The organism is Nitrococcus sp., assembly GCF_059432795.1.
The window spans coordinates 24,684-46,173 of sequence record NZ_JBXWZQ010000216.1 but is presented as its reverse complement, the minus strand read 5'-3'; the positions used below and the strand labels follow the sequence as shown (position 1 = coordinate 46,173).

The 21,490-nt window shown below is 62.5% G+C and carries 18 protein-coding genes; 4 read left to right on the top strand and 14 right to left on the bottom strand.

The genetic code is table 11. The annotated features are described in order from the left end of the window. The first annotated feature begins 205 nt into the window (after window positions 1-205). A complete protein-coding gene (locus tag AC52Q4_RS15335) occupies window positions 206-1,147 on the top strand; it encodes a carbohydrate kinase family protein (RefSeq protein WP_495537667.1) in 942 nt (313 codons plus the stop codon). 65 nt (window positions 1,148-1,212) lie between these two features. Here AC52Q4_RS15335 and AC52Q4_RS15330 read toward each other — a convergent pair whose 3' ends face one another. Beyond that, complete coding sequence (locus AC52Q4_RS15330) at window positions 1,213-2,073, bottom strand: HDOD domain-containing protein (RefSeq protein ID WP_495537666.1); 861 nt, start codon at window positions 2,071-2,073, stop codon at window positions 1,213-1,215. A 282-nt stretch (window positions 2,074-2,355) separates the two neighbouring features. Continuing rightward, window positions 2,356-4,428, bottom strand: a complete 2,073-nt coding sequence (locus AC52Q4_RS15325; protein ID WP_495537665.1) for a thioredoxin domain-containing protein — start codon at window positions 4,426-4,428, stop codon at window positions 2,356-2,358. A 117-nt stretch (window positions 4,429-4,545) separates the two neighbouring features. On the opposite strand from AC52Q4_RS15325, the gene ampD reads away from it, so the two are divergent. Continuing rightward, entirely contained in the window at window positions 4,546-5,151 is a 606-nt protein-coding gene (gene ampD / locus AC52Q4_RS15320; RefSeq protein ID WP_495537664.1) for a 1,6-anhydro-N-acetylmuramyl-L-alanine amidase AmpD, read from the top strand. Window positions 5,152-5,299: 148 nt separating this feature from the next. Here the strand turns inward: ampD and AC52Q4_RS15315 are convergent, their stop codons facing one another. The 6 genes from AC52Q4_RS15315 to AC52Q4_RS15290 form a co-directional block, all read right to left on the bottom strand. Beyond that, window positions 5,300-6,136: a symmetrical bis(5'-nucleosyl)-tetraphosphatase gene (locus tag AC52Q4_RS15315; protein ID WP_495537663.1), complete on the bottom strand. Its 837-nt coding sequence runs from the start codon at window positions 6,134-6,136 to the stop codon at window positions 5,300-5,302. 39 nt (window positions 6,137-6,175) lie between these two features. Continuing rightward, complete coding sequence (gene apaG / locus AC52Q4_RS15310; protein ID WP_495537662.1) at window positions 6,176-6,559, bottom strand: Co2+/Mg2+ efflux facilitator ApaG/CorD; 384 nt, start codon at window positions 6,557-6,559, stop codon at window positions 6,176-6,178. Window positions 6,560-6,991: 432 nt separating this feature from the next. Beyond that, window positions 6,992-7,801, bottom strand: a complete 810-nt coding sequence (gene rsmA / locus AC52Q4_RS15305; protein ID WP_495537661.1) for a 16S rRNA (adenine(1518)-N(6)/adenine(1519)-N(6))-dimethyltransferase RsmA — start codon at window positions 7,799-7,801, stop codon at window positions 6,992-6,994. Between the two features lie 11 nt (window positions 7,802-7,812). Continuing rightward, the gene (gene pdxA / locus AC52Q4_RS15300) at window positions 7,813-8,820 is read right to left on the bottom strand and encodes a 4-hydroxythreonine-4-phosphate dehydrogenase PdxA (protein WP_495537660.1); all 1,008 of its coding nucleotides are present in this window, start codon (window positions 8,818-8,820) and stop codon (window positions 7,813-7,815) included. Between the two features lie 9 nt (window positions 8,821-8,829). Further along, a complete protein-coding gene (locus tag AC52Q4_RS15295; protein WP_495537659.1) occupies window positions 8,830-10,128 on the bottom strand; it encodes a peptidylprolyl isomerase in 1,299 nt (432 codons plus the stop codon). Window positions 10,129-10,228: 100 nt separating this feature from the next. Beyond that, window positions 10,229-12,487: an LPS-assembly protein LptD gene (locus AC52Q4_RS15290; protein WP_495537658.1), complete on the bottom strand. Its 2,259-nt coding sequence runs from the start codon at window positions 12,485-12,487 to the stop codon at window positions 10,229-10,231. 225 nt (window positions 12,488-12,712) lie between these two features. On the opposite strand from AC52Q4_RS15290, the gene AC52Q4_RS15285 reads away from it, so the two are divergent. Both AC52Q4_RS15285 and murU read left to right on the top strand, forming a co-directional pair. Beyond that, on the top strand, window positions 12,713-13,729 hold the full coding sequence (locus tag AC52Q4_RS15285) for an aminoglycoside phosphotransferase family protein (RefSeq protein ID WP_495537657.1): 1,017 nt from the start codon (window positions 12,713-12,715) through the stop codon (window positions 13,727-13,729). Continuing rightward, window positions 13,726-14,409, top strand: coding sequence for an N-acetylmuramate alpha-1-phosphate uridylyltransferase MurU (gene murU, locus AC52Q4_RS15280; RefSeq protein ID WP_495537656.1), 684 nt, complete (start codon window positions 13,726-13,728; stop codon window positions 14,407-14,409). The genes AC52Q4_RS15285 and murU overlap by 4 nt, the downstream gene beginning before the upstream one ends. Window positions 14,410-14,462: 53 nt before the next feature. Here the strand turns inward: murU and lipB are convergent, their stop codons facing one another. From lipB to mrdA, 6 genes are all read right to left on the bottom strand, one after another. Then, window positions 14,463-15,104: a lipoyl(octanoyl) transferase LipB gene (gene lipB / locus AC52Q4_RS15275; RefSeq protein WP_495537693.1), complete on the bottom strand. Its 642-nt coding sequence runs from the start codon at window positions 15,102-15,104 to the stop codon at window positions 14,463-14,465. A gap of 54 nt (window positions 15,105-15,158) precedes the next feature. Beyond that, window positions 15,159-16,316 carry a D-alanyl-D-alanine carboxypeptidase family protein gene (locus tag AC52Q4_RS15270; protein ID WP_495537655.1) on the bottom strand — a complete coding sequence of 386 codons (1,158 nt, stop codon included), beginning with the start codon at window positions 16,314-16,316 and terminating at the stop codon, window positions 15,159-15,161. A gap of 219 nt (window positions 16,317-16,535) precedes the next feature. Further along, window positions 16,536-17,309, bottom strand: a complete 774-nt coding sequence (locus AC52Q4_RS15265; RefSeq protein WP_495537654.1) for a septal ring lytic transglycosylase RlpA family protein — start codon at window positions 17,307-17,309, stop codon at window positions 16,536-16,538. Then, on the bottom strand, window positions 17,306-18,322 hold the full coding sequence (gene mltB / locus AC52Q4_RS15260; RefSeq protein ID WP_495537653.1) for a lytic murein transglycosylase B: 1,017 nt from the start codon (window positions 18,320-18,322) through the stop codon (window positions 17,306-17,308). The genes AC52Q4_RS15265 and mltB overlap by 4 nt, the downstream gene beginning before the upstream one ends. A gap of 169 nt (window positions 18,323-18,491) precedes the next feature. Next, window positions 18,492-19,622 (bottom strand): rod shape-determining protein RodA, encoded by a 1,131-nt coding sequence (gene rodA / locus AC52Q4_RS15255; protein WP_495537652.1) that lies wholly within the window; start codon window positions 19,620-19,622, stop codon window positions 18,492-18,494. A 17-nt stretch (window positions 19,623-19,639) separates the two neighbouring features. Then, window positions 19,640-21,490: a penicillin-binding protein 2 gene (mrdA, locus tag AC52Q4_RS15250; protein WP_495537651.1), complete on the bottom strand. Its 1,851-nt coding sequence runs from the start codon at window positions 21,488-21,490 to the stop codon at window positions 19,640-19,642.

Sequence of the window (21,490 nt, the reverse complement as noted above, 5' to 3'; positions counted from 1 at the left end):
AGTCAGCCAGGGGGCAACTCGGCGATACGCCGCACGCAATGAGCGCGCTGGTCTGACCGTAGCCTTCGTCCGATGCCTGCTCACGTCTCGTTGGGCGGGATAAGCTAATATTAATTATATGTAAGGTGCGCGCTTGGGTGTGTGCGGTGATCGCCGTTAGCTTCCCTTGCCGCGCCGGAGATGTTCAGCAAGGGGGATCAATTCGATGACGGCACTGATCAGCGGTTCATTCGCATTCGACACGATCATGGTATTTCGTGATCGGTTCGCGAATCACATTCTGCCGGAACAGGTTCACATTCTGAACGTCTCATTCCTGGTCCAGCAGATGCGGCGCGAGTTTGGCGGTTGTGCGGGCAATATCGCCTACAATCTGCAACTGCTCGGTGATGAACCTGTCCCGCTGGCCGCCGTGGGCAGCGACTTTGAGGAATACGCTCGCTGGCTGGCGCGCTGGGACATACCGCAAACGCATATTCGCCGGATTGATGATCTCTATACCGCGCAGGCCTACATCACCACCGACCTGGACGACAACCAGATCACCGCGTTCCATCCAGGGGCCATGGCGCAGGCGCACGAGGTGAACGTACCCACCGACTACCGGGACAGCGTGGGTATCGTCGCACCCAATGGCCGCGAGGCCATGCTCAAGCACGCTCAGCAGTTCCATGAAGCCGGGATACCGTTCATCTTCGACCCCGGCCAGGGCATGCCGATGTTCGACGGTGACGAACTCACGCAGTTCATCGACCAGGCGACCTGGGTCGCGGTGAACGACTATGAATCGCAGCTGCTGCAGGAACGTACCGGTTTTATGCAGGAGGCTATCGCGGCGCGCGTGCAGGCACTCGTGGTGACGCGCGGTGCCGAGGGCTCACTCGTTTATACCGATGGCGAGTGTTTGGAGATTCCTGCCGCGACGCCGGATTCGGTGCAGGATCCTACCGGTTGCGGCGACGCCTATCGGGCGGGCCTGCTCTACGGCCTCTCGCGGGGCTTGGACTGGGCGGCCACAGGCCGGATCGCTTCGCTTATGGGCGCGATCAAGGTGGCGCATCATGGGACGCAGAACCATCATTTCACGATGGATTGGTTCGGCGATCGCTACCGCGAAACGTTTGACGAGCCATTTCCGAGCGGCTGAGTGATTCGCCGGGATTTTGCTCGGCCTCGTGGGGCCGTAAGGCGCCACGTCCCGCCGGAGATTGATCAGGAAGTCGGCTTTCCGAAGAGCGTGCTGTAGACCTCGATGGATTGAAGATCGGCGTCGATGGCGAGTTCCTCGGTGAGCGCCGCGGTGAGCCCGACCCTCGGGGGAGTGGCGGGTTCGAAGGCCGGGAAGGTTTCGCAACCCGGTGAAACCTTGCGGCCGGGCTCCACCTTCGCGCTCAAGGCATCGGCCACATGGACGATCCAGGACTCGTCGCGATAATGTCGGCTTCGAGCGGGATCGTGGTGGTGCGCGGCCACCTCGCAGAACACGGCCGGCAGACCCCACTGCTGCAATAAAGCTTCGCCGACCGCTGCATGGGTGAATCCGAGTACATCCCGTTCCACCTCATGAAGCGGCACGCTCGAGTCAGCGGCCTGAGCCAGGACCTTCTCCGCCTGCTCCGGCAACTGATGGTAGATTGCCAGCTTGCCGATGTCATGAAGCAGTCCCGCGACGAAAATCTGCTCGCTCTCGCCGATCCGCAGCCGCTTGGACAATAATCGGGCCATGATGCCGCCGTAGACGCTGTGGTGCCAGAAGTCGGCGACGTCCACCAATCGTGTGTCGATCCGGGCAAACGCACTCGCCACGCTCGTCGCGAGCACCAACTCGTGCAATGCCCTGGTACCGAGTACGGAAATGGCCAGGGGCACGCTATCGACCCGCGTGGCGAGGCCAAAGTACGCACTGTTGACCATGCGCAGCAGTCGCGCTGTGAGCGCGGGTTCATAGCGTATTACCTTGCCGATATCCGCAGGGCCGTAGCGCGGATCGTCAAGCATTTCGCCGATGCGATGATAGGCCCGGGGCAGTGAGGTTAGGGCCGCCGTTCGGGCTGCGATTTTTTGGGGTGTCATCGCCAGATAGCCTTCCATGCGGTGGCTGTAAGTACCTCTGGAGTCGAGCCGACTCTGAGCTACGGTACGCGGCTTTCATGCGCAAACGAACGCCTCTCCCGAGAAAAGGAGCAACTGTGGCATCGAGTGCGCAAGGGTTCCGGCCGCCCTGGTGGATTGCGCTCCTCTTATCGCTTAATTTCAGCCGGGAAGCCTCGACATGTTTCGTAAATTCTTCGATACGCCCGATGACCAGCGGATGCCAGACCGTTGGCAACGAGAATTCTTTGATCAATGATTCCATCAATCGCCATGCCGGGAGAGTTGCTCGGCCAACTCACCGGCCGTTCGCAACGGCGCCAAGCAGCTGGTCCCGCGGCAAACCCAGGCCCCTTGGCCCTCCAGCCGCACGGCGCCGAGCTGAATCGGGCCGGCGTCGCTCTCGGAGAAAAAGAACGCTTGTCGGGCGGGTGCATAACGCTGCTCCACGGCCTCGCGATAGGCTGCCGTCCCACCGATAGGGGGGCGAACCAGAACGGTTTCCACCGGGTATAGCTGCTCCTCGAGTGCCGTAATCAGGGCGCAATGTCCGTGCGGCAGCTCTCGCATGGCGCCGGCGCCGGCGTGAATCGTGCGCTCGGCCGCTTCCAGATAGCGCGGCTCGGCGAGCAAATGCCCGAGTCGTCCCAGCGCGCGGGCGGCAACGGCATTGCCGGACGGGCAGGCATCATCGCCGAAGGGGCGCGGACGCTGTACCAGCGGTTCGTGGTCGTTCGCCGTGAAAAAGAACCCGCCGTTCGCCTTATCCTCGAAATGCTCGACGAGCAGCTCAGCGATGGCGCGTGCCCAATCCAGCCAGTGCGGTTCCCACCTTGCCTCGAGTTGTTCCAGAAGCGCGTCGAGCAGATAAGCGTGATCGTCCAGATAGGCCGGCAGATCCGCTTGACCGTCCTTCCAGACGGTCAGCAGGCGGCCGTCGCGCCAGAGATTCGCGTGCAAAAAGCTCAGCGCCTGATCGCCCGCTGCCGTAAGGGCGCCACTCGCGAACCGCCGTCCCGCCCTCGCTAGCCCGGTAACCATCAACGCATTCCAGCTCGTAAGCACCTTTTCATCCCGCGCAGGGCGTGATTTTCTCTCGCGCGCCTCACGCAGCCGGGCGCGTGCGGAGAGCCACAGCCGGATCAACTCGTGGCGTGGGCGGTGAAGTTCCTCGGCGAGATCCGTGAAGGTCGACCGAACGTAGAAATGCCAGCGCCCTTCGAAGTTGGGGCGTTTGTTGAGGCCAAAGCGCGTAAGGACGAGTTCAGCCTCTTCGGCGGTAAGGATGCTGCGAACTTCCTCCGGGGTCCACAGGTAGAAAGCACCCTCGCCGCCCTCGCTGTCAGCGTCCAGGGAGGCATAAAAACCGCCGTCAGGGTGGCGCATCTCGTGCATCGCCCATTCGGCGGTCTCCTTGGCCACGCGTTCGAATAGCTCTTCGCCCGTGGCGCGCCAAGCGTCTGCATACAGCGCCAGAAGCTGGCCATTGTCGTAGAGCATCTTCTCGAAATGCGGAATGATCCAGTAGTTATCTACTGAATAGCGGGCGAATCCGCCACCGACTTGATCGTAGATTCCGCCCAGCGCCATTTTCCGTAGCGTCAGCCGAGCCATGCGCAGGGCTTCGTAATCGGGCGCGTCGTCGCCGGCCGTGCGGGCATAGTCGCGCAGTAGCCGCTCGATGCTGCTCGGCTGAGGGAACTTGGGTGCGAAGCCGAAGCCGCCGAAGGTGGCGTCGAACTCGCCGGCCAGAGCGTTACGCGCGCTGTCGAGCAGCATCGCGTGCGGCGCGCCGGAACGGTCCGGGGGCGGCTCGGTCAGCCGGTTGAGGGCATCGAGCATGGCCTGGTTTTGTTTTCTGATTTCCTCGTGATGCTCGCGGTAGGCTTGGGCAATCTGCAACAGGATTTCCGAAAATCCGGGCAGTCCATACTGCGATCCCGGCGGGAAATAGGTCCCGGCAAAAAAGGGAACCTGGTCTGGAGTGAGGAAAACCGTCAGCGGCCAGCCTCCCGGTCGACGGGTCAGCAGCTGGTGTGCCGTTTGGTAAATTCGGTCGAGATCGGGCCGTTCTTCCCGGTCGACCTTGATATTGATGAAGTGCTCGTTCATCACCTGCGCGATTTCGGGGTCCTCGAAGGATTCGTGGGCCATGACGTGGCACCAGTGACAGGCCGAGTAGCCGATCGAGAGCAGGATCGGGCGATTCTCACCACGCGCTCGGTCCAACGCCTCCGGCCCCCAGGGGTACCAATCGACCGGGTTGCCAGCGTGCTGCAGCAGATAGGGGCTGGTGGTGGCGGCGAGGCGATTGCGAGCACGGTGGGCTTTGCTCATGGCGGCACCTCAGTGGTGACGAGAAGTGGGCCGCTGCAAGCGGCAACGACGCCAATCGCTACTTTTGCATGCTAACATTTTGCCGATCCCTTCCGCGTTAAACCTTCGGAGGCAGGCGTGCGGATTGATCGGCAAAGCGGACTGGCACGTCACGCGCGTTACGTGGCCTCGCCAAACTGCGATGAACGCCCACCCGAGACCATAGTGGATCTCGTGATAATTCACGGCATCAGCCTGCCGCCCGGGCGCTTCGGTGGGCCGTGGATCGACGCCTTGTTCACGAATACGCTGGATCCAAGCGCGCACCCGTATTTCGTCCCGCTGCATGGCCTGCGTGTCTCCGCCCATTTGCTGATCCGCCGCCGCGGTGAGCTGGTGCAGTACGTGCCCCTGCACCGGCGCGCCTGGCACGCGGGCGTCTCCCGGTTCGAGGGGCGCGAGTGCTGCAACGATTTCTCCGTTGGCATTGAGCTCGAAGGCGAGGACGATCGCCCCTATACCGAGGTCCAGTACCGGCGCTTGATCGGATTATTGCGCGCCGTCATGGTGGCGTATCCGCAGATTACACCGCGGCGAATTGTCGGGCATTGCCATGTGGCACCCGAGCGCAAGAGTGATCCGGGGCCGGCTTTCGACTGGCAGCGCTTGCATGCCGCATTCGCTGGCTATGGCAGGGCGGTGAAGAGTGTACCGTTCGATGGAATCCGGTCAGCGAAAACGTGACGCGTTGCCGCCGCACAGATATTGCTCGCATATCCTACGGGGGGCCGGGTAAAAAGGCGGGCGAATGCGGGATTGACATTGCTGCGTGGGGCGTTTGGCGCTTCGCGCGGGTCTGTCCAACCGAGCCAGTGAAGCCGGGTCAATGCGTTCAAATTTTGGGCTTGCTGCGAGTTTGGCAGGGCATCGATATGATCTGCACCTTGCCGTCCAGACGGGCCGCCGTTAATTGCCCCCCCCAGAGACAGCCCGTATCGATCGCCAGTAATCCGTCCTCATGCCGCAGCCCCAGAGTGGACCAATGGCCGCAGACCACGGTTGCTTCCGCGTTTTGAAAACGCCGGCTCGGGGTGGCAAACCACGGATAGTAGCCACTCGGTGCGCCGGCGGGAGCGCCCTTGTAGTCGAGCAGCAACTCGCCGTCGGCGCCGCAGTAGCGCATCCGGGTCAACGCGTTGGTAATGAAGCGTAACCGCTCCCATCCCCGCAAACGGCTGTGCCAGCGTGTCGGGTGATTGCCATAGATGTGCCGGAAAAAATCGCCGATATCGGGGCCGCGCAGCGCGGCTTCGAGCTCGCGGGCGTATTTGTGTGCCTCCCGTGCAGTCCACACCGGGGGGATACCCGCATGCACCAGTAGATAGGGGAAACCGGGTTCTTCGTAGAGCAAGGGCTGCCGTCGCAGCCACTGCATGAGCTCCTCGCCATCGGGCGCCTCGAGGACGGCGCGTAGCGTATCGCCATGCTTGATTTCGCCGCGACCGGCCCACAGCGAGAGAAGGTGCAGGTCATGGTTGCCGAGCACGACTTGTGCGCCATCGCCCAGTGAGCGGATATAGCGCAGCACTTCCAGGGATTGCGGTCCCCGATTTACCAGATCACCGGTGAACCAGAGTCGGTCCCGCGCGCTTTGAAAGTCGATTCGCTCGAGCAGGGCTCGCAAGGGCTCGTAGCAACCTTGTATGTCTCCAATGGCGTAGACAGCCACTGCACTTGCTCCCGACACACTAGAGGATCAGAAAGCCGCTCAATGGACGGTCCGGGGGTCGGCCAAGCGGAATGCATCGATGGCGGCATCGAATTCGACCCCATCCGAGGCCTGCAGGCGATAGCTGCCGTGCATGGTACCCACTGGGGTCTCGATTACCGTGCCACTCGTGTATTGAAAAGTTTCTCCGGGGGCAATCCGGGGTTGCTGGCCGACTACGCCCTCGCCGCGGACCTCACGGACTTCGCCCTCGGCATCGGTAATCACCCAGTGACGGCTGAGCAGCGTAACATCCACGGCGCCGGTGTTGCGGATGAGCACCGTGTAAGCAAAGGCATAGCGTTTTTCCGTCGGATTGGACTGAGTTGGCAGATAAACAGCGTCCACCTTGACGGCTACGGCATAGCGCCCCCGATCGGTCACAATTCGTCGCCCTCGTCGTCGTATTTGCACGAACTTCCAATATTAGCGCCGCACGCCGAGACCGAAAACCGATCTGCTTTTGAATTATGTGATGAGCCTGGCAAGTTGCGCTGCCTCAGTGTGGTATATGATCGTCACATCCAGCAAGCGCGGCGGCGAAGGCCAGCGGCGCTGATTAGCTGAGCAACGGACGGGAGAACCAGGGAGAATTCTTATATGGTGGGCACTCCGCGGCGATTTCGCAAACCCGACCTGATGACATCATTGGCGGTGACGGTGGCCATTGCCATGACCGTCACGTTGGTACTGCCGTATTTCTGAATCGGTTCTCCAGGGCCCCGGGTTTGACGTGGCTGACTCAATGGAACGCAACCCGCCCGTAGCGAGCCGCTGAGCACGACGGCTTTCAATCTTGAGAGCAAGCCGACGCCGTTACGAACGCGCTTTTCCTGCCTCCCGCTCTGCGAGCACTTGGGCGAGGCGGAGGTAACGTTCAAGGTCGATGGTTTCGGCCCGGGCCGAAGGCTCGATGTCCGCAGTTTGGAATTCGTGCTCCGAGACCAGTCCCCGCAGGGCGTTGCGCAGCGTCTTGCGCCGCTGTGCGAAGGCGCGCGCGACGAGTTGGGCCAAGCGGGGTTCTTCATCCCGACTCCAGCCGACTGGCCGGGGCAAGGGAATCAGGCGCACCCAGGTCGAGGTGACTTTGGGAATGGGACGGAAGGCTCCGGGTGGCACATCGAACATCGGCACCACCCGGCAGCGGTATTGGATCATGACCGAGAGTCGGCCGTAGCTGGCATGACCGGCAGCCGCCGCCATTCGCTCCGCCACTTCTTTTTGCAGCAGGAAGTGGGCGTCCCGTAACTGCTCGGCCAAGCCTGTGACGTGAAACAGCAACGGCGTGGCGATGTTGTAAGGAAGATTGCCGATCACACGCAGCTTCTCGCTTCCCCGGCGAAACGTGGCCAGATCCAGGCGGAGCGCATCATCCTGGATGATTTCCAGTCGACCGTCGCCCTCGCATCGACGCCGCAGCGGGTCGATCAGATCGCGGTCGAGCTCGATGGCCACTAAAGAGCCAAGGCGTTGCAGAAGCGGCCGGGTCAGCGCACCGAAGCCGGGACCGATCTCGATGCAGCATTGGCCCGGTCGCGGGTCGATCGAATCGATCATCCGACGTACGGTATTGGCATCGTGCAGGAAGTTCTGCCCAAAACGCCGACGCGCACGGTGCTCCGTCATGGCAGAAGATGTCAGCGCGGGCCGGCGGATCGTACGCGCGAGAGTTCGCCGGCGATGCGCACCGCCTCGCGCAAGCTGCCGTCCTCCGCCCGGCCGGAACCGGCCAGGTCGAGGGCGGTGCCATGATCCACCGAGGTGCGTACAATCGGTAGCCCGAGCGTGACGTTCACGGCGCGCCCAAAGCCGGCGTATTTCAGCACGGGCAGGCCTTGGTCGTGGTACATCGCAAGCACCGCATCCGCGGCTTCGAGACGGCGCGGCGTAAAGAGCGTATCCGCGGGCAACGGCCCCTCGAACAGCAGGCCCTCGGCGCGTAATCGCTCCAAGACCGGTTGTATGATGGTGATTTCCTCGCGGCCCAGGTGACCCCCCTCGCCCGCGTGCGGGTTGAGCCCGGCCACCAGAATACGCGGTTGCGCGATACCAAAGCGCAGACGCAGCTCGTGCTCGAGAATCCGGCAGACCCGCTCCAGTTGCGCTTCGGTGATCGCGTTCCCGACGTCTCGTAAGGGCAGATGGGTGGTGGCCAGCGCAACGCGCAGGGTGCCGGCCATCAGCAGCATCACCGGTTGACTCGCTCCGGTCAACTCGGCGAAAAACTCCGTGTGGCCGCGGAAGGGCACCCCCGCCTCGTTGAGGATTCCTTTATGAACCGGTGCGGTAACCACTGCATCGAAGAGCCCATCCAGACAGCCACGTCCGGCGCGTTCCAGCGTCTCCAGCACGTAACCGGCGTTGCCGGGGTCGAGCTGCCCCGGCACCACGGAAGTTCGCAGCGCGACCGGCAGCACGCTCAGCTGACCAGGCCAAGCGCTCGTCAACGCATCGGGACGAAAGGTCCGGGTCTTCAGACTCATCCCGAGCGCATCGGCCCGGTGGCTCAGCAGCGCGGGATCGCCCACCGCGACCAGGTGGCACCACAGCGGCGCCTGCGCGAGCATCACGGTGAGGTCCGGACCGATTCCCGCCGGCTCGCCGGTAGTCAATGCGATGCGGGGGTAGTGATCGCGGCGGCTCATGGGGGCGGCTCAACTCTGCAATCGGATATCGACGTACGCCTGCTCACGGAGCTTTCGTAGCCACAGTTGGGTTTCATCCTGTAGCTTGCGCTTTTGGAGCTGCTGTGCCGCCTGCTCGCGGCGATAGTCGTCGGTTGTGTCCTGCTCGCGCCGGTCGAGAACCTGGACGATGTGCCATCCGTAGCGGGTACGGAAGGGTTGGCTCAACTCGCCCGGTTGCAGGGTGTTCATGACCTCTTCGAATGTGGAGACCATGCGACCCGGGTCGACCCATCCGAGATCCCCCCCCTGGAAGGCGGAGGTCGAGTCATCCGAGTTTGCCTTGGCAAGCCCCGCAAACGAATCGCCGTTTTTGATCCGCTTGCGCAGGGAATCCAGTTTCGCACGGGCGTCGCGCCCGCTCACCACGGCGTTCGTTTCGATGAGGATGTGCCGGGCATGGGTTTGTGTGACGATGTGTCGCTCGCCCTTGCGTCGCGCGATCAGCTTGAAGATATGAAAGCCGCTTGGGCTGCGCAGAGGCGGTGTGATCTTACCCGGATCGAGCTTGCCCACGACGTTGGCAATGAGCGTGGGCAGTTCGCCCGCTTTGCGCCATCCGAGGTCGCCGCCTTGCAGCGCCGTTTGGCTGTCTGAATAGGATGCGGCCAGGGTTTGGAAGCTGGCACCCTCATCCAGCTGAGCGCGGATGCGCTCGGCTTTCTCGCGGCCTTGGGCGATGACATCCGGGGAAGCGGCGTCCGGCAGAGCGATCAGGATATGGCCCAAATGATATTCGACCGATTGGCCGCTGCGTTGCTGCTCCACGAATTGCGTGATTTCCTGCGGGGTGATATTGATTCGGCTCTGCATCACCCGCTGGCGTAGCCGAGAAATTATGATCTGATTGCGCAGCTGCGCGCGAAAATCCTCCCAGCCGATCCCTTCGGCCACGAGCGCGTCCCTGAATTGGGAAAGCGCCATGTTGTTTTGCTGCGCGACGCGCCGCACGGCGGCGTCCAACGTGGCATCATCGACGGTGATACCGGCTCGCGAGGCCGCATCGAGCTGCAGTTTCTCCATAATGAGTTGCTCGAGCACCTGATGCTGCAGATTCTCGGGATCCGGCAACTGCATGTCCCGGCGCTGCAGCTGTCGGCGCACGGAGATCAGTTCCTCTACGAGCTCGGATTGCAGCACGACGTTGTCATTGACAACCGCAACGATGCGATCGAGGAGCTGAGCCGCCCGGAGGGGAAGGGGCGCCGTGACCCCGAGGAAGACAAACAGGGTGAGGAGGCTCGTGAGCGAACGCTCGCGCATGTTCATTGACGCGATCTCTCCGGAAAAAGGCACATGATGGGGCCGGCTGCAGCGGCCCTTGAGACAGCCCGCGCGATTTCACGGCTCGACACGATAGACTATCGACTCAGGAGGACGGACGGAAGCCCGGGATCGTCTTGGTGAGGAATTTCGGAATCTCATCGCCGAAAGCGCCTAGTCCCTTGAGCTCGAACTGCAGCAGATACCCGGTTTGCAGCTGCGCCGAGATGCTTCTGCGGTTGGCCTGAAACTGCCGAAACAGCCCGCGGACGGCGTAACAGCAGCTATTGAACTCCAGCCCGGCGAAGCGCTCCTGGGTCTGTCTGTCCAAAAACGAGTAATTCCAGCCGCCGACGAAGCGCCAGTTCGTCCCCACCGGCAAGACCACGCTGCCCTCGGCCTCCGAGAGAATCTTTCGGCCCTCATTTTCCTGGAAACGGTAGGCGAGATTGAGCAGGCGTCCCGATCCTCCCAGAAGTTGCAGCTGAGAGGTCAGCCTGCGATTGTCCGTGCCCTGGGGATTGAAGCGGTAATCCACCCACGCGTTCATTACCCCCGGCACCGCGGTGCGCAGCTCCGCGATGTAATCCGAGCGCCGGGTGGATTCCTCGCGGCGTCCCGGTAGGGTGACCTCGCGATCACTGAAATACAGGATCTGGCCTAGCGAGAGGCGCAAATACTCGAAGCCCGACGTATCCGAGAGGAACCGGGTGGTCACGGCCGCCGTGAGCTGATTTGCATCGCCCATCCGATCGGGGCCCGTGAAGCGGTTGGTCTCGAAGAGCTGGGAGAAGGTGAACGTGGCCCGATTCGTCTCGAATACCGGAAAATCGTCCTGATCGCGCCGGGGCACATAGAGATAGTAGAGCCTCGGCTCGAGTGTCTGGGTAAGCGCGTTGCCGAACAGATTGAACTGGCGCTCCAGGAACAGCCCGCCGTCCACGCTGTAGATCGGTAGCGCCCGTGAGGGCCGGCTCGGCAGCGTCTCATCCGGTCGGTCGAGCCGGTAAGCCGTATACCGGTAGGCAACCGCAGGTTCGATGAAATAGCCGAGCGTTTTCAACGGCATTCTAAGCTGAGGCATGACGTCGAGACGGTAGCCGGTATCGAGCACATCCGAGGCGGAGTGCACGAAACGCACCGCTTCCGTTGTAAAGCGAAAGCGCACCGGCAGCGAGTACGAGCTGGGCGCATAGTCCAAGCGAAGACTCGGCACGGTCGAAAACGGCTCGTTGCGAGGCGCGAAATTGCGAACGATCGTCTGCCAGCTTTGCGCTTGTGCGCTAAGGCTCCAGTCGCGGAAGCTCAACGCCGCATCGAGGCGGCTGGGCAGTGCGATATAGGAGCTCTGCTGCAGGTTGGTGCTGAAGTCGTTGAGGTATTCCTTGTCACTGATGCGGTTGACGTCGGCGCGGGCCTGAAAATGCTGACCGGCACGCAGGCTGTGGTCGAGGTCGAGCAACCAGCGGTCTTTTCCGGCCGCCATGTCGCGGGGCAGGTAGTCGAACTGGCTGCGCCCATCGGCGTTCGGCAGCAAATAGCGAAACTCGGTGCCAAGCTGCGCTCCACGCTTGGCGTAGTACGCCGGAGTGAACGTGGCATCGTAGTTGGGAGCGATATTCCAGTACCAGGGGGCGGCGAACTGCAGCCCGCCTTGGCTGGTGCTGCCGATCGCGGGTATCAGAAAGCCGGTCTTGCGCTTTGCTCCCACCGGAAAGCTCAAGAACGGCGAATAAGCGAACGGTACGCCATGGTAGCTGAGCCAGACGTTGCGGGCTGTGCCGCGGTGCTCGGCTTCGTCGATGGTCAGTGAGCCGCTGGAGAGCCACCAATCCTCCTTCCCAGGCTCGCAAGTCGTGAAGCGAGCATCCGTGTAGGTCGTGCGATCGGGGTTCTCCACCTCACCACGGGCGGCGTCTCCATGCATGTGGCCCTGCTCGATGCGATAGCGCAGCTGATCGAAGACGCCGGAGTTCGTGTTCAAATTGAAGTGACCGCGCTCGCCCGCCAGTGTCGCGCCGGACTGGCGGTAGTGGACGTCGCCTTGGGCATCGACGCGGCCGGTTTGCGCATTGTAGTGCATGCGATCGGCTTTCAGGCGCTGATCGGCCCGTGTGATCACGGGTCGGCCGAGCAGGGTGTACTCGCCGCTGCGGGCGTTGTGACGGGCCGTGTCCGCTTCGATCTGCAGCGCCGTATCCGGTGCGTTGCGCCGGCTCGGATCGCCGAGCGGAGGAGGAACCAACGGACCGCCGCATAATCCCCAGTTGCCGGCTGGCGGGCGGGCGGAGGCAATGTCTCCGAGCAGGCTCGAACCGCATAGCGCCAGGGTCGTCAGATATCGCGATAATTTCGCCGGTGTCACGCTGTCCTCTCCGCGGGGCCACACCTTCGCACAGCTCGCATGGGCCTGCAATGAAGGGCGATTCGCATCCGCAATGCGGCACCTGTGCTCGAGCCGGCTTGGCGTGCACGGCACAGCGCTGCCGCCCGGTGCCGGCAACCGGCCGTCATTGGCCGGCGTCGCCGGCTCCCGTATCATGGCGCATTGGAGATTACGCCAAGGCAGGCCGGCGAGGGTACAGGCGGTATGGTCGGGTCGACGGCGGATACGGATGATCGGCTCGCACGGTTACAGCGGTGGCTTGCCGATGAGCTGGGGCTTCGCGTGCGCGCGCTCGAGCCGATCACCAACGATGCCAGCTTCCGGCGCTATTTTCGCGTGCACCTGGCGAAGACGACGTACATCGCCATGGATGCGCCTCCGGCACGGGAGGATTGTCGCCCCTTCGTGACGGTGGCGAAGCTGCTCCGTGAGGCGGGCGTCAACGCTCCGGCTGTTTTGGCGCAGCAGAGCGCCGAGGGTTTTCTGCTGCTCACCGACTTGGGTCGCGAGAGCTATCTCGATGCACTCGCTCATCACGATGCCGACGCCCTGTTCACGGATGCAGTCGACACGCTGATCCGCTGGCAGGCCGCCAGTGAGCCGGACCGTTTGCCCTCCTACGACCAGGATCTGCTGCAGCGGGAGCTGAATCTGTTTCCCGACTGGTACGTCGCCCGTCATCTGGGTATCGATCTCAGCGCCGCCGAGCGGGAGGGCTGGCGCGAGACTTGCGATCGGCTCGTAACCAACGCGCTCGAACAGTCGCCGGTCTATGTGCATCGTGACTACATGGTGCGCAATCTGATGTACTGCGAGCCAAACCCCGGCGTCATCGATTTCCAAGACGCCGTCTATGGGCCGGCAACCTACGATGTCGTCTCGCTGCTGCGTGATGCGTTTGTTTCCTGGGAACCGGATCTGGAGGCGCGCTGGCTGCGCTATTATCGCCGCCGTGCGCGCCTCGAAGGTATTCCGATCCCGGCGGACGACGAGGAGTTTGCGCGGGCGCTCGACTGGATGGGCGTGCAGCGCCACCTCAAGGTGATCGGAATATTTGCCCGCCTGTGCTACCGCGACGGCAAGTCCCGTTATCTGGCCGAGACGCCGCGCTTCATTGGCTATGTGCGCACGGTGGCCGAACGCTACGCGGAACTCGGTGAGCTGCTCGAGTTCTTTGATGGCCTGCAACGACGCGGGCCTCGGCAGCGGCCGCGATCATGAGGGCGATGATATTGGCCGCCGGCCGGGGCATGCGCATGCGCCCGCTGACGGAACGAACCCCCAAGCCGATGCTCACGCTCGCGGGGCGGCCGTTGATCGACCATCAACTAACGGCGCTCGCGCATGCCGGCGTCGACACGGTCGTGGTCAATGTGGCGTGGCTGGGCGCTCAGCTGATCCGTTATCTGGGTGATGGCACTCGCTGGGGGCTCGAGATCCGAATTTCGGATGAGGGCGCGCACGCGTTGGAAACCGGCGGTGGCATACAGCGTGCCTTGCCGTTGCTCGGCAACGAGCCGTTCTGGGTCGTCAACGGTGACATATGGAGCGCCTATCCATTGCGGGGCCTACCGGGCGAGCCCGCCGGTCTGGCGCATCTGGTTTTGGTGGACAATCCGCCTCACCACCCGCAGGGGGATTTCTCGCTGATCGGGAGGCAGGTAGTTGAGCCGCCGCACGGGCAGCGGTTGACGTTCGCCGGCATCGGCTGCTATCGGCGGGAATTGTTTGACCGGGCTCGCCCGGGAGCCTTCCCCCTGGCGCCGTTGCTGCGCCAGGCCGCCGCGGACGGGCTGTTGACCGCCGAGCACTATCAAGGTCGCTGGTGTGATATCGGAACGCCGGAGCGGTTGGCCGCGCTGGACGCCGAGCTCTCATGCTCGAGCCCGGCGCGGCGCTGATGGGTTGGTATGCGCATCGGCGCTCCCGGCATCGCGGCCGCGCGTCTCGCGGCTTAGCTCTTGAGCGGGACCGTGCTTCGCGCGCGCAGCTCATGAGTCAGCGCGCGCGCGAGCTTCTGTCCGACCGCATCCGCCGACAGTGTCACACCCTGTTGCCGCATATCCGTTACCTGCAGCCCCGCATAGCCGCAGGGATTGATCCGGCTGAACGGCTCGAGGTCCATTGCGATGTTGAACGCAAGCCCGTGGTAGGTGCAGCCCCGCCGAACCCGTAGCCCGACGGCAGCGATCTTGGCCTCGCCGACGTAGACGCCCGGTGCTTCCCGGCGTGCTCGTGCCTCGATGCCGTGCTCGGTGAGCACGCGGATGACGGCATTCTCCAACACCGAGACCATGCTCCGCACCCCGATCCCTCGGCGGCGCAAATCGACCAATACGTAGGCGACCACCTGCCCCGGACCGTGATAGGTAACCTGCCCGCCCCGATCCACCGAGAGCACCGGGATCGGCCCAGGGGCAAGGACATGCATGTGTTTGCCGCTCACCCCCAAAGTAAAGACGGGAGGGTGCTCGAGAAGCCACAACTCGTCTTGCGTCTGCGGGCCGCGCGCGGCCGTGAACGCCTGCATGGCTCGCCACGTCGGCTCGTATTCGGCGAGTCCGAGCTCGCGCACGCTCAGTTCCACATCGGGCATCGTCTGCAACCGGTATCTCCTGCGTCTCGCGGCGGCAATGCGGACCGTCACTCGCTACTGGAGCATCAGCAGAACCTCATCGGTCATACGTCGCCAGATGCCGCCCTCGGAGACCTCTTCGAGAGCCACCAGTGGCTCGGAGGAAATCGTCTGCCCATTGAGTTGTACCTGGACCTTACCGTAATGTTCGCCCCGTTTCACCGGAGCCATGAGCGAATCATCCACGCTCATGGAGGCCTTGAGCTTGTCGTATTGGTGCTGCGGGATGGTGACGAAAAGGTCATGGGTCAAGCCAAGCGGCAGCGTTTCCACGGCGCCCTTCCAGATCCGAGTCTCGGTGAGGGCCTGACCGGCCTCATAAAGGCGGTGGGTTTCAAAAAAGCGGAAGCCGTAATTGAGCAGGGCCTGGGTATCGCTGACCCGGGCTTCCTCACTGTCTGCGCCCATGACCACGGAAATCAGTCGCATGTCCTGGCGTTCGGCGCTGGATGCCAGACAATAACCCGCCTTCTCCGTATGACCGGTCTTGATTCCGTTCACCGAGGGGTCACGCCAAAGCAGCTTGTTGCGATTGTACTGCTCGATCCCATTGAAGGTGTATTTCTTCTCGGCGAACAAGCGGTGGTATTCGGGGAAGTCATTCATCAGTGCCCGCGAAAGTATGGCGGTGTCCCGTGCCGTCGTGTAGTGCTTCGGGTGCGGCAGGCCGGTGGCGTTGACGTAGTGCGTGTGCTCCATGCCCAGACTTTGAGCATATTGATTCATTACCTGAGCAAAGGTCGATTCGTTGCCGGCCACGTGTTCGGCCAGCGCTACGCTGGCATCGTTGCCGGACTGGACGATCATGCCGTGCAGTAACGCTTCGACCGGGACTTTGTCACCCACCTCTATGAACATGCGCGACCCCGGTTCGCGCCAGGCCCTTTCGCTTACCGTCACGCGATCGTCCATGGCGACGTGGCCGGCCTGCAGCTCGCTGAACACAACGTAGGCCGTCATCATCTTGGTCAGACTCGCCGGATCATGGCGCTGATTGACATTGACGTCGACCAGGACCTGCTTGCTGTCGTAGTCCATCAGGATGTAGCTGGTGGCGCCCAGAGCAGGAGGCGACGGAATGGGGATCGCTTGCGGCGCGGCGGCAGCGACGGTGGCGAGCAGTGCTGTAACGAGCGGGATCAAAACAAGGGTCGATAACCTGATTACCTGCATAGCTTGGTTCGCTGTTTGTCTGTAGAGGTTGGTCATAGGCCCACTGCGCTTGCGGTCCGCGAGTTTAACCCGTTCTCGTTGTCAGAGTTGCCGAGAATCGACGTGCTACCAACCTGCGTTCCGCCAGTAAGGCAATGATCGAAACCAAATGGCTCGGATCGCGATTACGCGTTGCCGTCTGGTGAGCGCACGCTAGCGGCGCCGTCAGCATGTCGATGATTACTGCGAGGCGACCGTGCGCGCGTCGCTGACCCCATGATCGGCCAGTTGGCGCGTAAGCTGACCGGCGGCATTGCGGTCGCGCAGAGGGCCCAATCTCACTCGGTAATATGTGTTCTGCCCACGTTCAACGGGTTCTACCCGCACCGGCGTTGCCAATTTCGCGGCCCTGAGTTGTTGTTGCAGGCGGTAGGCGTTCGCGCGATCGGCAAATGCCCCCACCTGAACAAAGAATACTTCGTCCGGGACGCCGGCGGCGCTTTGCGCGGAGGCTGGGGTCTCAGCAACGGCGCGTTCATCGCCGTTACCTGCCGCCACCGGCTGGGCGCTCAGGGTGCGGATTTCGACCGATGCCGTACCCTTGCTGAGCATACCGAGTTGCTTGGCCGCCGCGTACGATAGGTCAATGATTCGATCGCGCACGAATGGCCCGCGGTCGTTGATTCGTACCACCACGCGACGCCCGTTCGCGAGGTTCGTCACCGCGACCCGGCTGGCGAGGGGAAGGCGCTTGTGGGCCGCCGTCATGGCGTACATGTCGAAGCGCTCCCCGCTGGAGGTGCGCTTGCCATGAAACTTGCGTCCATACCAGGAAGCGATACCACGTTGGATGAAGCCATCGCCGCTGTCCAGTGTATGATAGCGGTGACCGTACACCACGTAGCTCGTCGCTCTGGCGCTCGAACGCGTTGCTGCGTTTTCGGAGTTGACGCTGCAGCCGACCGCGGCGAATCCGAGCAGCAAAACGATCGGCCAGTACGGTTGCTGGGTCATTGGGGCGATGGCTCGCGCCGCTGCCTGATTGCCTGGCTCAATTGATAAACCGCCATCGCATAGAGTGCGCTGTGATTGTAGCGTGTGATGACGTAGAAGTTGGGTAAGCCGAGCCAGTACTCTGGGCCGTCCTTACCTTCCAGAACGACCAGGCCTGCGGGTTGCTCGGCGGGCAGCGCGTGTTTCGGAATCACACCCCGGTTGCGCAATTCAGCCACGCTGCTGTCGGCCTTGAGCTTCGACTCGTTTTTCCCGGGCCAATTGTCGTCGCTCACTTCAGCCGGTACGGCGATGGCCTCGCCACGTTGCCAGCCGTGCGCTTTGAAATAGTTTGCAACACTGCCTATGGCGTCGACGGGCTGATCCCATAGATCGCGGTGTCCGTCACGATTGAAGTCGACGGCATAGACGCGATAGCTGCTGCTGATGAATTGAGGTATACCCATGGCGCCTGCGTAGGAGCCTTCGGGGCGCAGCGGGTCAAAGCCTTCCTCACGTGAGAGCAACAGGTATTGCTCCAGCTCGCTGCGGAAGAAATCGCTCCGCGGCGGATAGTCGAAAGCCAGCGTACGCAGGGCATCGATGACCCGATGCTTGCCGCGGTAGCTGCCGTAACGGGTCTCGACGCCGAGTATGGCGACGATAATCTGCGGTGGGACGCCGTACTGACGCGCGGCGCGTTCCAACACGGCCTGGTTTTGCTCCCAAAAGGCCACGCCCCGGCGGATCCTGGACGGCTGCAGGAAAATGGGCCGGTAACGATGCCAGGGCAGCGCTTCCGCCGGTTTGGCGATGGCCGCCAGAATGCCGTCCTGGCGCTCGCTCTGATCGAGCAGATGCTTGATCTGCTGCGCATCGAAGCCGTGCCGTGCCGCCATCCGCCCGGCAAAGCGCTCGAAAGCGTCGCTGTCCGAAGCGCTGGTATCAGCCTGCGCGCCGCTGATCAGCGCTGCCCAGAGCAGCAGCAATAACGCCGCGCTCGGGTAGGGCGAGAAGCGTTTTTCTACAGGCAAGTTCGTTCTCCTTGTCGCGCCGCCACTGCGCTTTTTTAGCGAAAGCACCGCACACGACCGCCGTCCCCTGGGAGGCTCGATTGCTGCCTACCCGCCCGTGCCGGCGGCCAAGACCACGTCTGGATTACCCTTCGATCGTCCCCCTGCCGTTTACGCGAAAAATGCCGCCTCACGAGACCCATAGCCGCCGATGGGTGTGAATCGACATGAGCATACCGAAGGCGGCCAGCAGGGTCACCATGGAGGTTCCACCATAGCTGATCAGCGGCAACGGTAGACCTACCACGGGCAGCAACCCGGATACCATGCCGATGTTCACAAAGAAATAGATAAAAAAGGTCAGCACGATGCTGCCGGCGAGCAGCCGACCATAGTTGTCCTGTGCGTGGGCGGCGATGTGCAGACCGCGGGCGATTACCGTCAAATAAAGCACGAGTAGCACCATGATGCCGATGAAGCCGAACTCCTCGGCGAGCACGGCAAAGACGAAATCGGTGTGCTGCTCTGGCAAGAAACTCAGATGCGCTTGGGTTCCGTTGAGCCAGCCTTTGCCGTAGAGGCCACCGGAGCCAATGGCGATCTTCGATTGGATGAGGTGGTAGCCGGCGCCGAGCGGATCACGCGTCGGATCGAGGAAGGTCAGCACCCGCTCGCGCTGATAGTCGTGCAGCAGGAAAAACCATAACAGCGGAGCGCTTGCCGCCACCACGAGCAGCATCGCGAGGATTGGCCACCAGGCGAGTCCGGCGAGGAACAGCACGAACAGGCCCGACATGGTCACCAACAGCGCCGTTCCGAGGTCGGGCTCGATGGCGATCAGGCCGGCTGCTGCGACGATCAGGAGCAGGCTGACCGCGAGACGCTTCCAGTGAGGCGGCAACTCCCCGCTGCCAAGGTACGCGCTAAGCATCATGGGCAGGGCGAGCTTCATCATTTCGGAGGGCTGAAAACGCACTACGCCAAGATTGAGCCACCGTTTGGCACCGCCGCCGGCGACACCGAACAGCAGCACGCCCAACAGTAACGCCAGGCCGAGGCCATAGAGCCAGGGCGCCCAATGTCGCAGCCGCCTCGGGGGGATTTGCGCAACGGTAAGCATCACGACGAAGGCGACGCCCAAGCGCACCAGTTGCTTCTCGACCTGGCCGATCTGCTCGCCGAACGCGCTATACAAGACCACCAAACCGAAGGCCGAGAGCAGCAGCAAGGGCGTCGCCAAGGTGAGATCGACATGCAGGCGGCGCTGGATGAACGACAGCTGATTGGCGGTGACGGTGGATTCGGTTGGATTGAAATGCACGCTTGAGCGATCCTCAGTCAGTCAGTCAGCCAGGCATCCAACACGCGCCGTGCGATCGGACCCGCCACGGCACTTCCGCTACCCCCGTTTTCTACCACGACGGCCAACGCGATGTCCGGCTCATCCGCCGGAGCGAAAGCAACGAATAGCGCATGATCCTGTAAATGCTCGGCCAGCACTTCTTCGTCGTCGCGCTCCTCTTTGGTGTGTTTCAGGCCGAAGACCTGAGCGGTGCCGGTTTTCCCCGCGATTAGGTACTCTGCTCCTCTGCCTACCCGGCGGGCGGTACCGTGACTCCCGTTGACCGCCGCGACCATGGCCTTCTCCACCTGATCCCAATGCGCGGATTCTTTCAATGTGGGTGGCCGCCGCGGGGGGTGAGGCAACGGCAAGAGGGTAAGCTTGCTTTGTCCCGATGCTTGCGAGGCGCGCGCAAGGTGCGGAACGATGGGCTGGCCGCGGTTGGCGAGCAGTGCGGTCGCGTAGGCAAGCTGCAGCGGGGTCGTTAAGACGAAGCCCTGTCCGATACCGGTGATGACGGTTTCGCCAGGGTACCAGGGCTCGCCTTTGACGCGGCGTTTCCATTGCCGCGAAGGGAGCAAGCCGGGAAGTTCGCCTTTGAGGTCGATTCCGGTGGGTTGCCCGAAGCCAAACCGTGCCAGTGAGTCATGAATGGAATCAATCCCGAGATCGTGGGCGAGTTTGTAGAAATAAACATCGCAGGACTGAGCGACCGCCTGCTCGAAGTTCATCCAGCCGTGGCCCCAGTGTTTCCAGTCGTTCCAACGATATTCGCTGCCCGGCAGGCTGAAATGCCCGGGGCAATAGATCGTGTCCTGGGCCCGGCGCGCCCCCGTTTCCAGGCCGGCGAGTCCGACAAACGGCTTGATCGTCGACCCTGGCGGATATTGGCCTCGCAGGCTGCGATTGAACAGTGGCTTGTCCCGGCTTCTTTGCAGGTGTTTGTAATCCTGCAGCCCGATTCCGTTGACGAAGAGATTCGGATCATAGGTTGGATTACTGGCCAACGCGATAATCTCGCCGTTGCGGGGATCCATGGCCACGACGGCGCCGCTGTGCTCGCCCAGCGCATGCTCCGCAACGCGCTGCAGTTCGATATCCAATGTCAGATAGAGATCTTCGCCAGGGGTCGGGGGGTTGCGGGATAGCGTTCGAATGACGCGACCCAGCGCATTGGTTTCCTGGTGTTCCAAACCGGCCGTGCCATGCAGCAGAGCCTCATAGTAGCGCTCGATCCCGGTTTTGCCGATGTGGCTGCTGGGCTGGTACTGAGCGGCATCGGCTTGCCTGAGCTCGCGCTCGTTGATTCGGCCAACGTAGCCTAGCGCATGTACGGCAGTCTCACCCTGCGGATAAAAGCGCGTCAGCCGTGCCTTGACTTCCACACCGGGAAAACGTTGGCGATTTACCGCGAAGCGGGCGACCTCATCCTCGGTGAGCTCGAACTTGAGCGGTATCTCCTGAAATGGTGGTGACTGCTCTAACAGCGCCTGGAAGCGTTCCACGTCCGTTGGGCGCAATCGCACCAAGTGGCCGAGGTCTTTGAGCGTTGCCTGCAGCCCCTTGACCTGCTCGGGGATGAGCACCAAGCGATATGAAGGCCGATTCTCGGCCAGCAGGATGCCGTGGCGATCATAAATGAGGCCACGCGATGGCGGGATCGCCTGCAGGCGCAGCCGATTATCCTGCGAGAGGGTGCTGTAGTGCTGATAGTCGAGTATTTGCAGGTAGGCGAGACGGCTGACGAGTCCGGCGCAGAGCATCAACATGCCGAACAAGCTAACGACCAGGCGCCGGCGGATGAGGCGTGCATCCCGGGCCGGATCGTTAAGGTGCGGCAGCGCCAT

Excerpts from the sequence above, each read along its gene's own strand:
- AC52Q4_RS15335 (WP_495537667.1), top strand. The coding sequence starts at position 206 with ATGACGGCACTGATCAGCGGTTCATTCGCATTCGACACGATCATGGTA.
- AC52Q4_RS15330 (WP_495537666.1), bottom strand. The coding sequence starts at position 2,073 with ATGACACCCCAAAAAATCGCAGCCCGAACGGCGGCCCTAACCTCACTG.
- AC52Q4_RS15325 (WP_495537665.1), bottom strand. The coding sequence starts at position 4,428 with ATGAGCAAAGCCCACCGTGCTCGCAATCGCCTCGCCGCCACCACCAGC.
- rsmA (WP_495537661.1), bottom strand. The coding sequence starts at position 7,801 with ATGACGGAGCACCGTGCGCGTCGGCGTTTTGGGCAGAACTTCCTGCAC.
- pdxA (WP_495537660.1), bottom strand. The coding sequence starts at position 8,820 with ATGAGCCGCCGCGATCACTACCCCCGCATCGCATTGACTACCGGCGAG.
- AC52Q4_RS15295 (WP_495537659.1), bottom strand. The coding sequence starts at position 10,128 with ATGAACATGCGCGAGCGTTCGCTCACGAGCCTCCTCACCCTGTTTGTC.
- AC52Q4_RS15285 (WP_495537657.1), top strand. The coding sequence starts at position 12,713 with ATGGTCGGGTCGACGGCGGATACGGATGATCGGCTCGCACGGTTACAG.
- murU (WP_495537656.1), top strand. The coding sequence starts at position 13,726 with ATGAGGGCGATGATATTGGCCGCCGGCCGGGGCATGCGCATGCGCCCG.
- lipB (WP_495537693.1), bottom strand. The coding sequence starts at position 15,104 with ATGCCCGATGTGGAACTGAGCGTGCGCGAGCTCGGACTCGCCGAATAC.
- AC52Q4_RS15270 (WP_495537655.1), bottom strand. The coding sequence starts at position 16,316 with ATGCAGGTAATCAGGTTATCGACCCTTGTTTTGATCCCGCTCGTTACA.
- AC52Q4_RS15265 (WP_495537654.1), bottom strand. The coding sequence starts at position 17,309 with ATGACCCAGCAACCGTACTGGCCGATCGTTTTGCTGCTCGGATTCGCC.
- mrdA (WP_495537651.1), bottom strand. The coding sequence starts at position 21,490 with ATGGCGCTGCCGCACCTTAACGATCCGGCCCGGGATGCACGCCTCATC.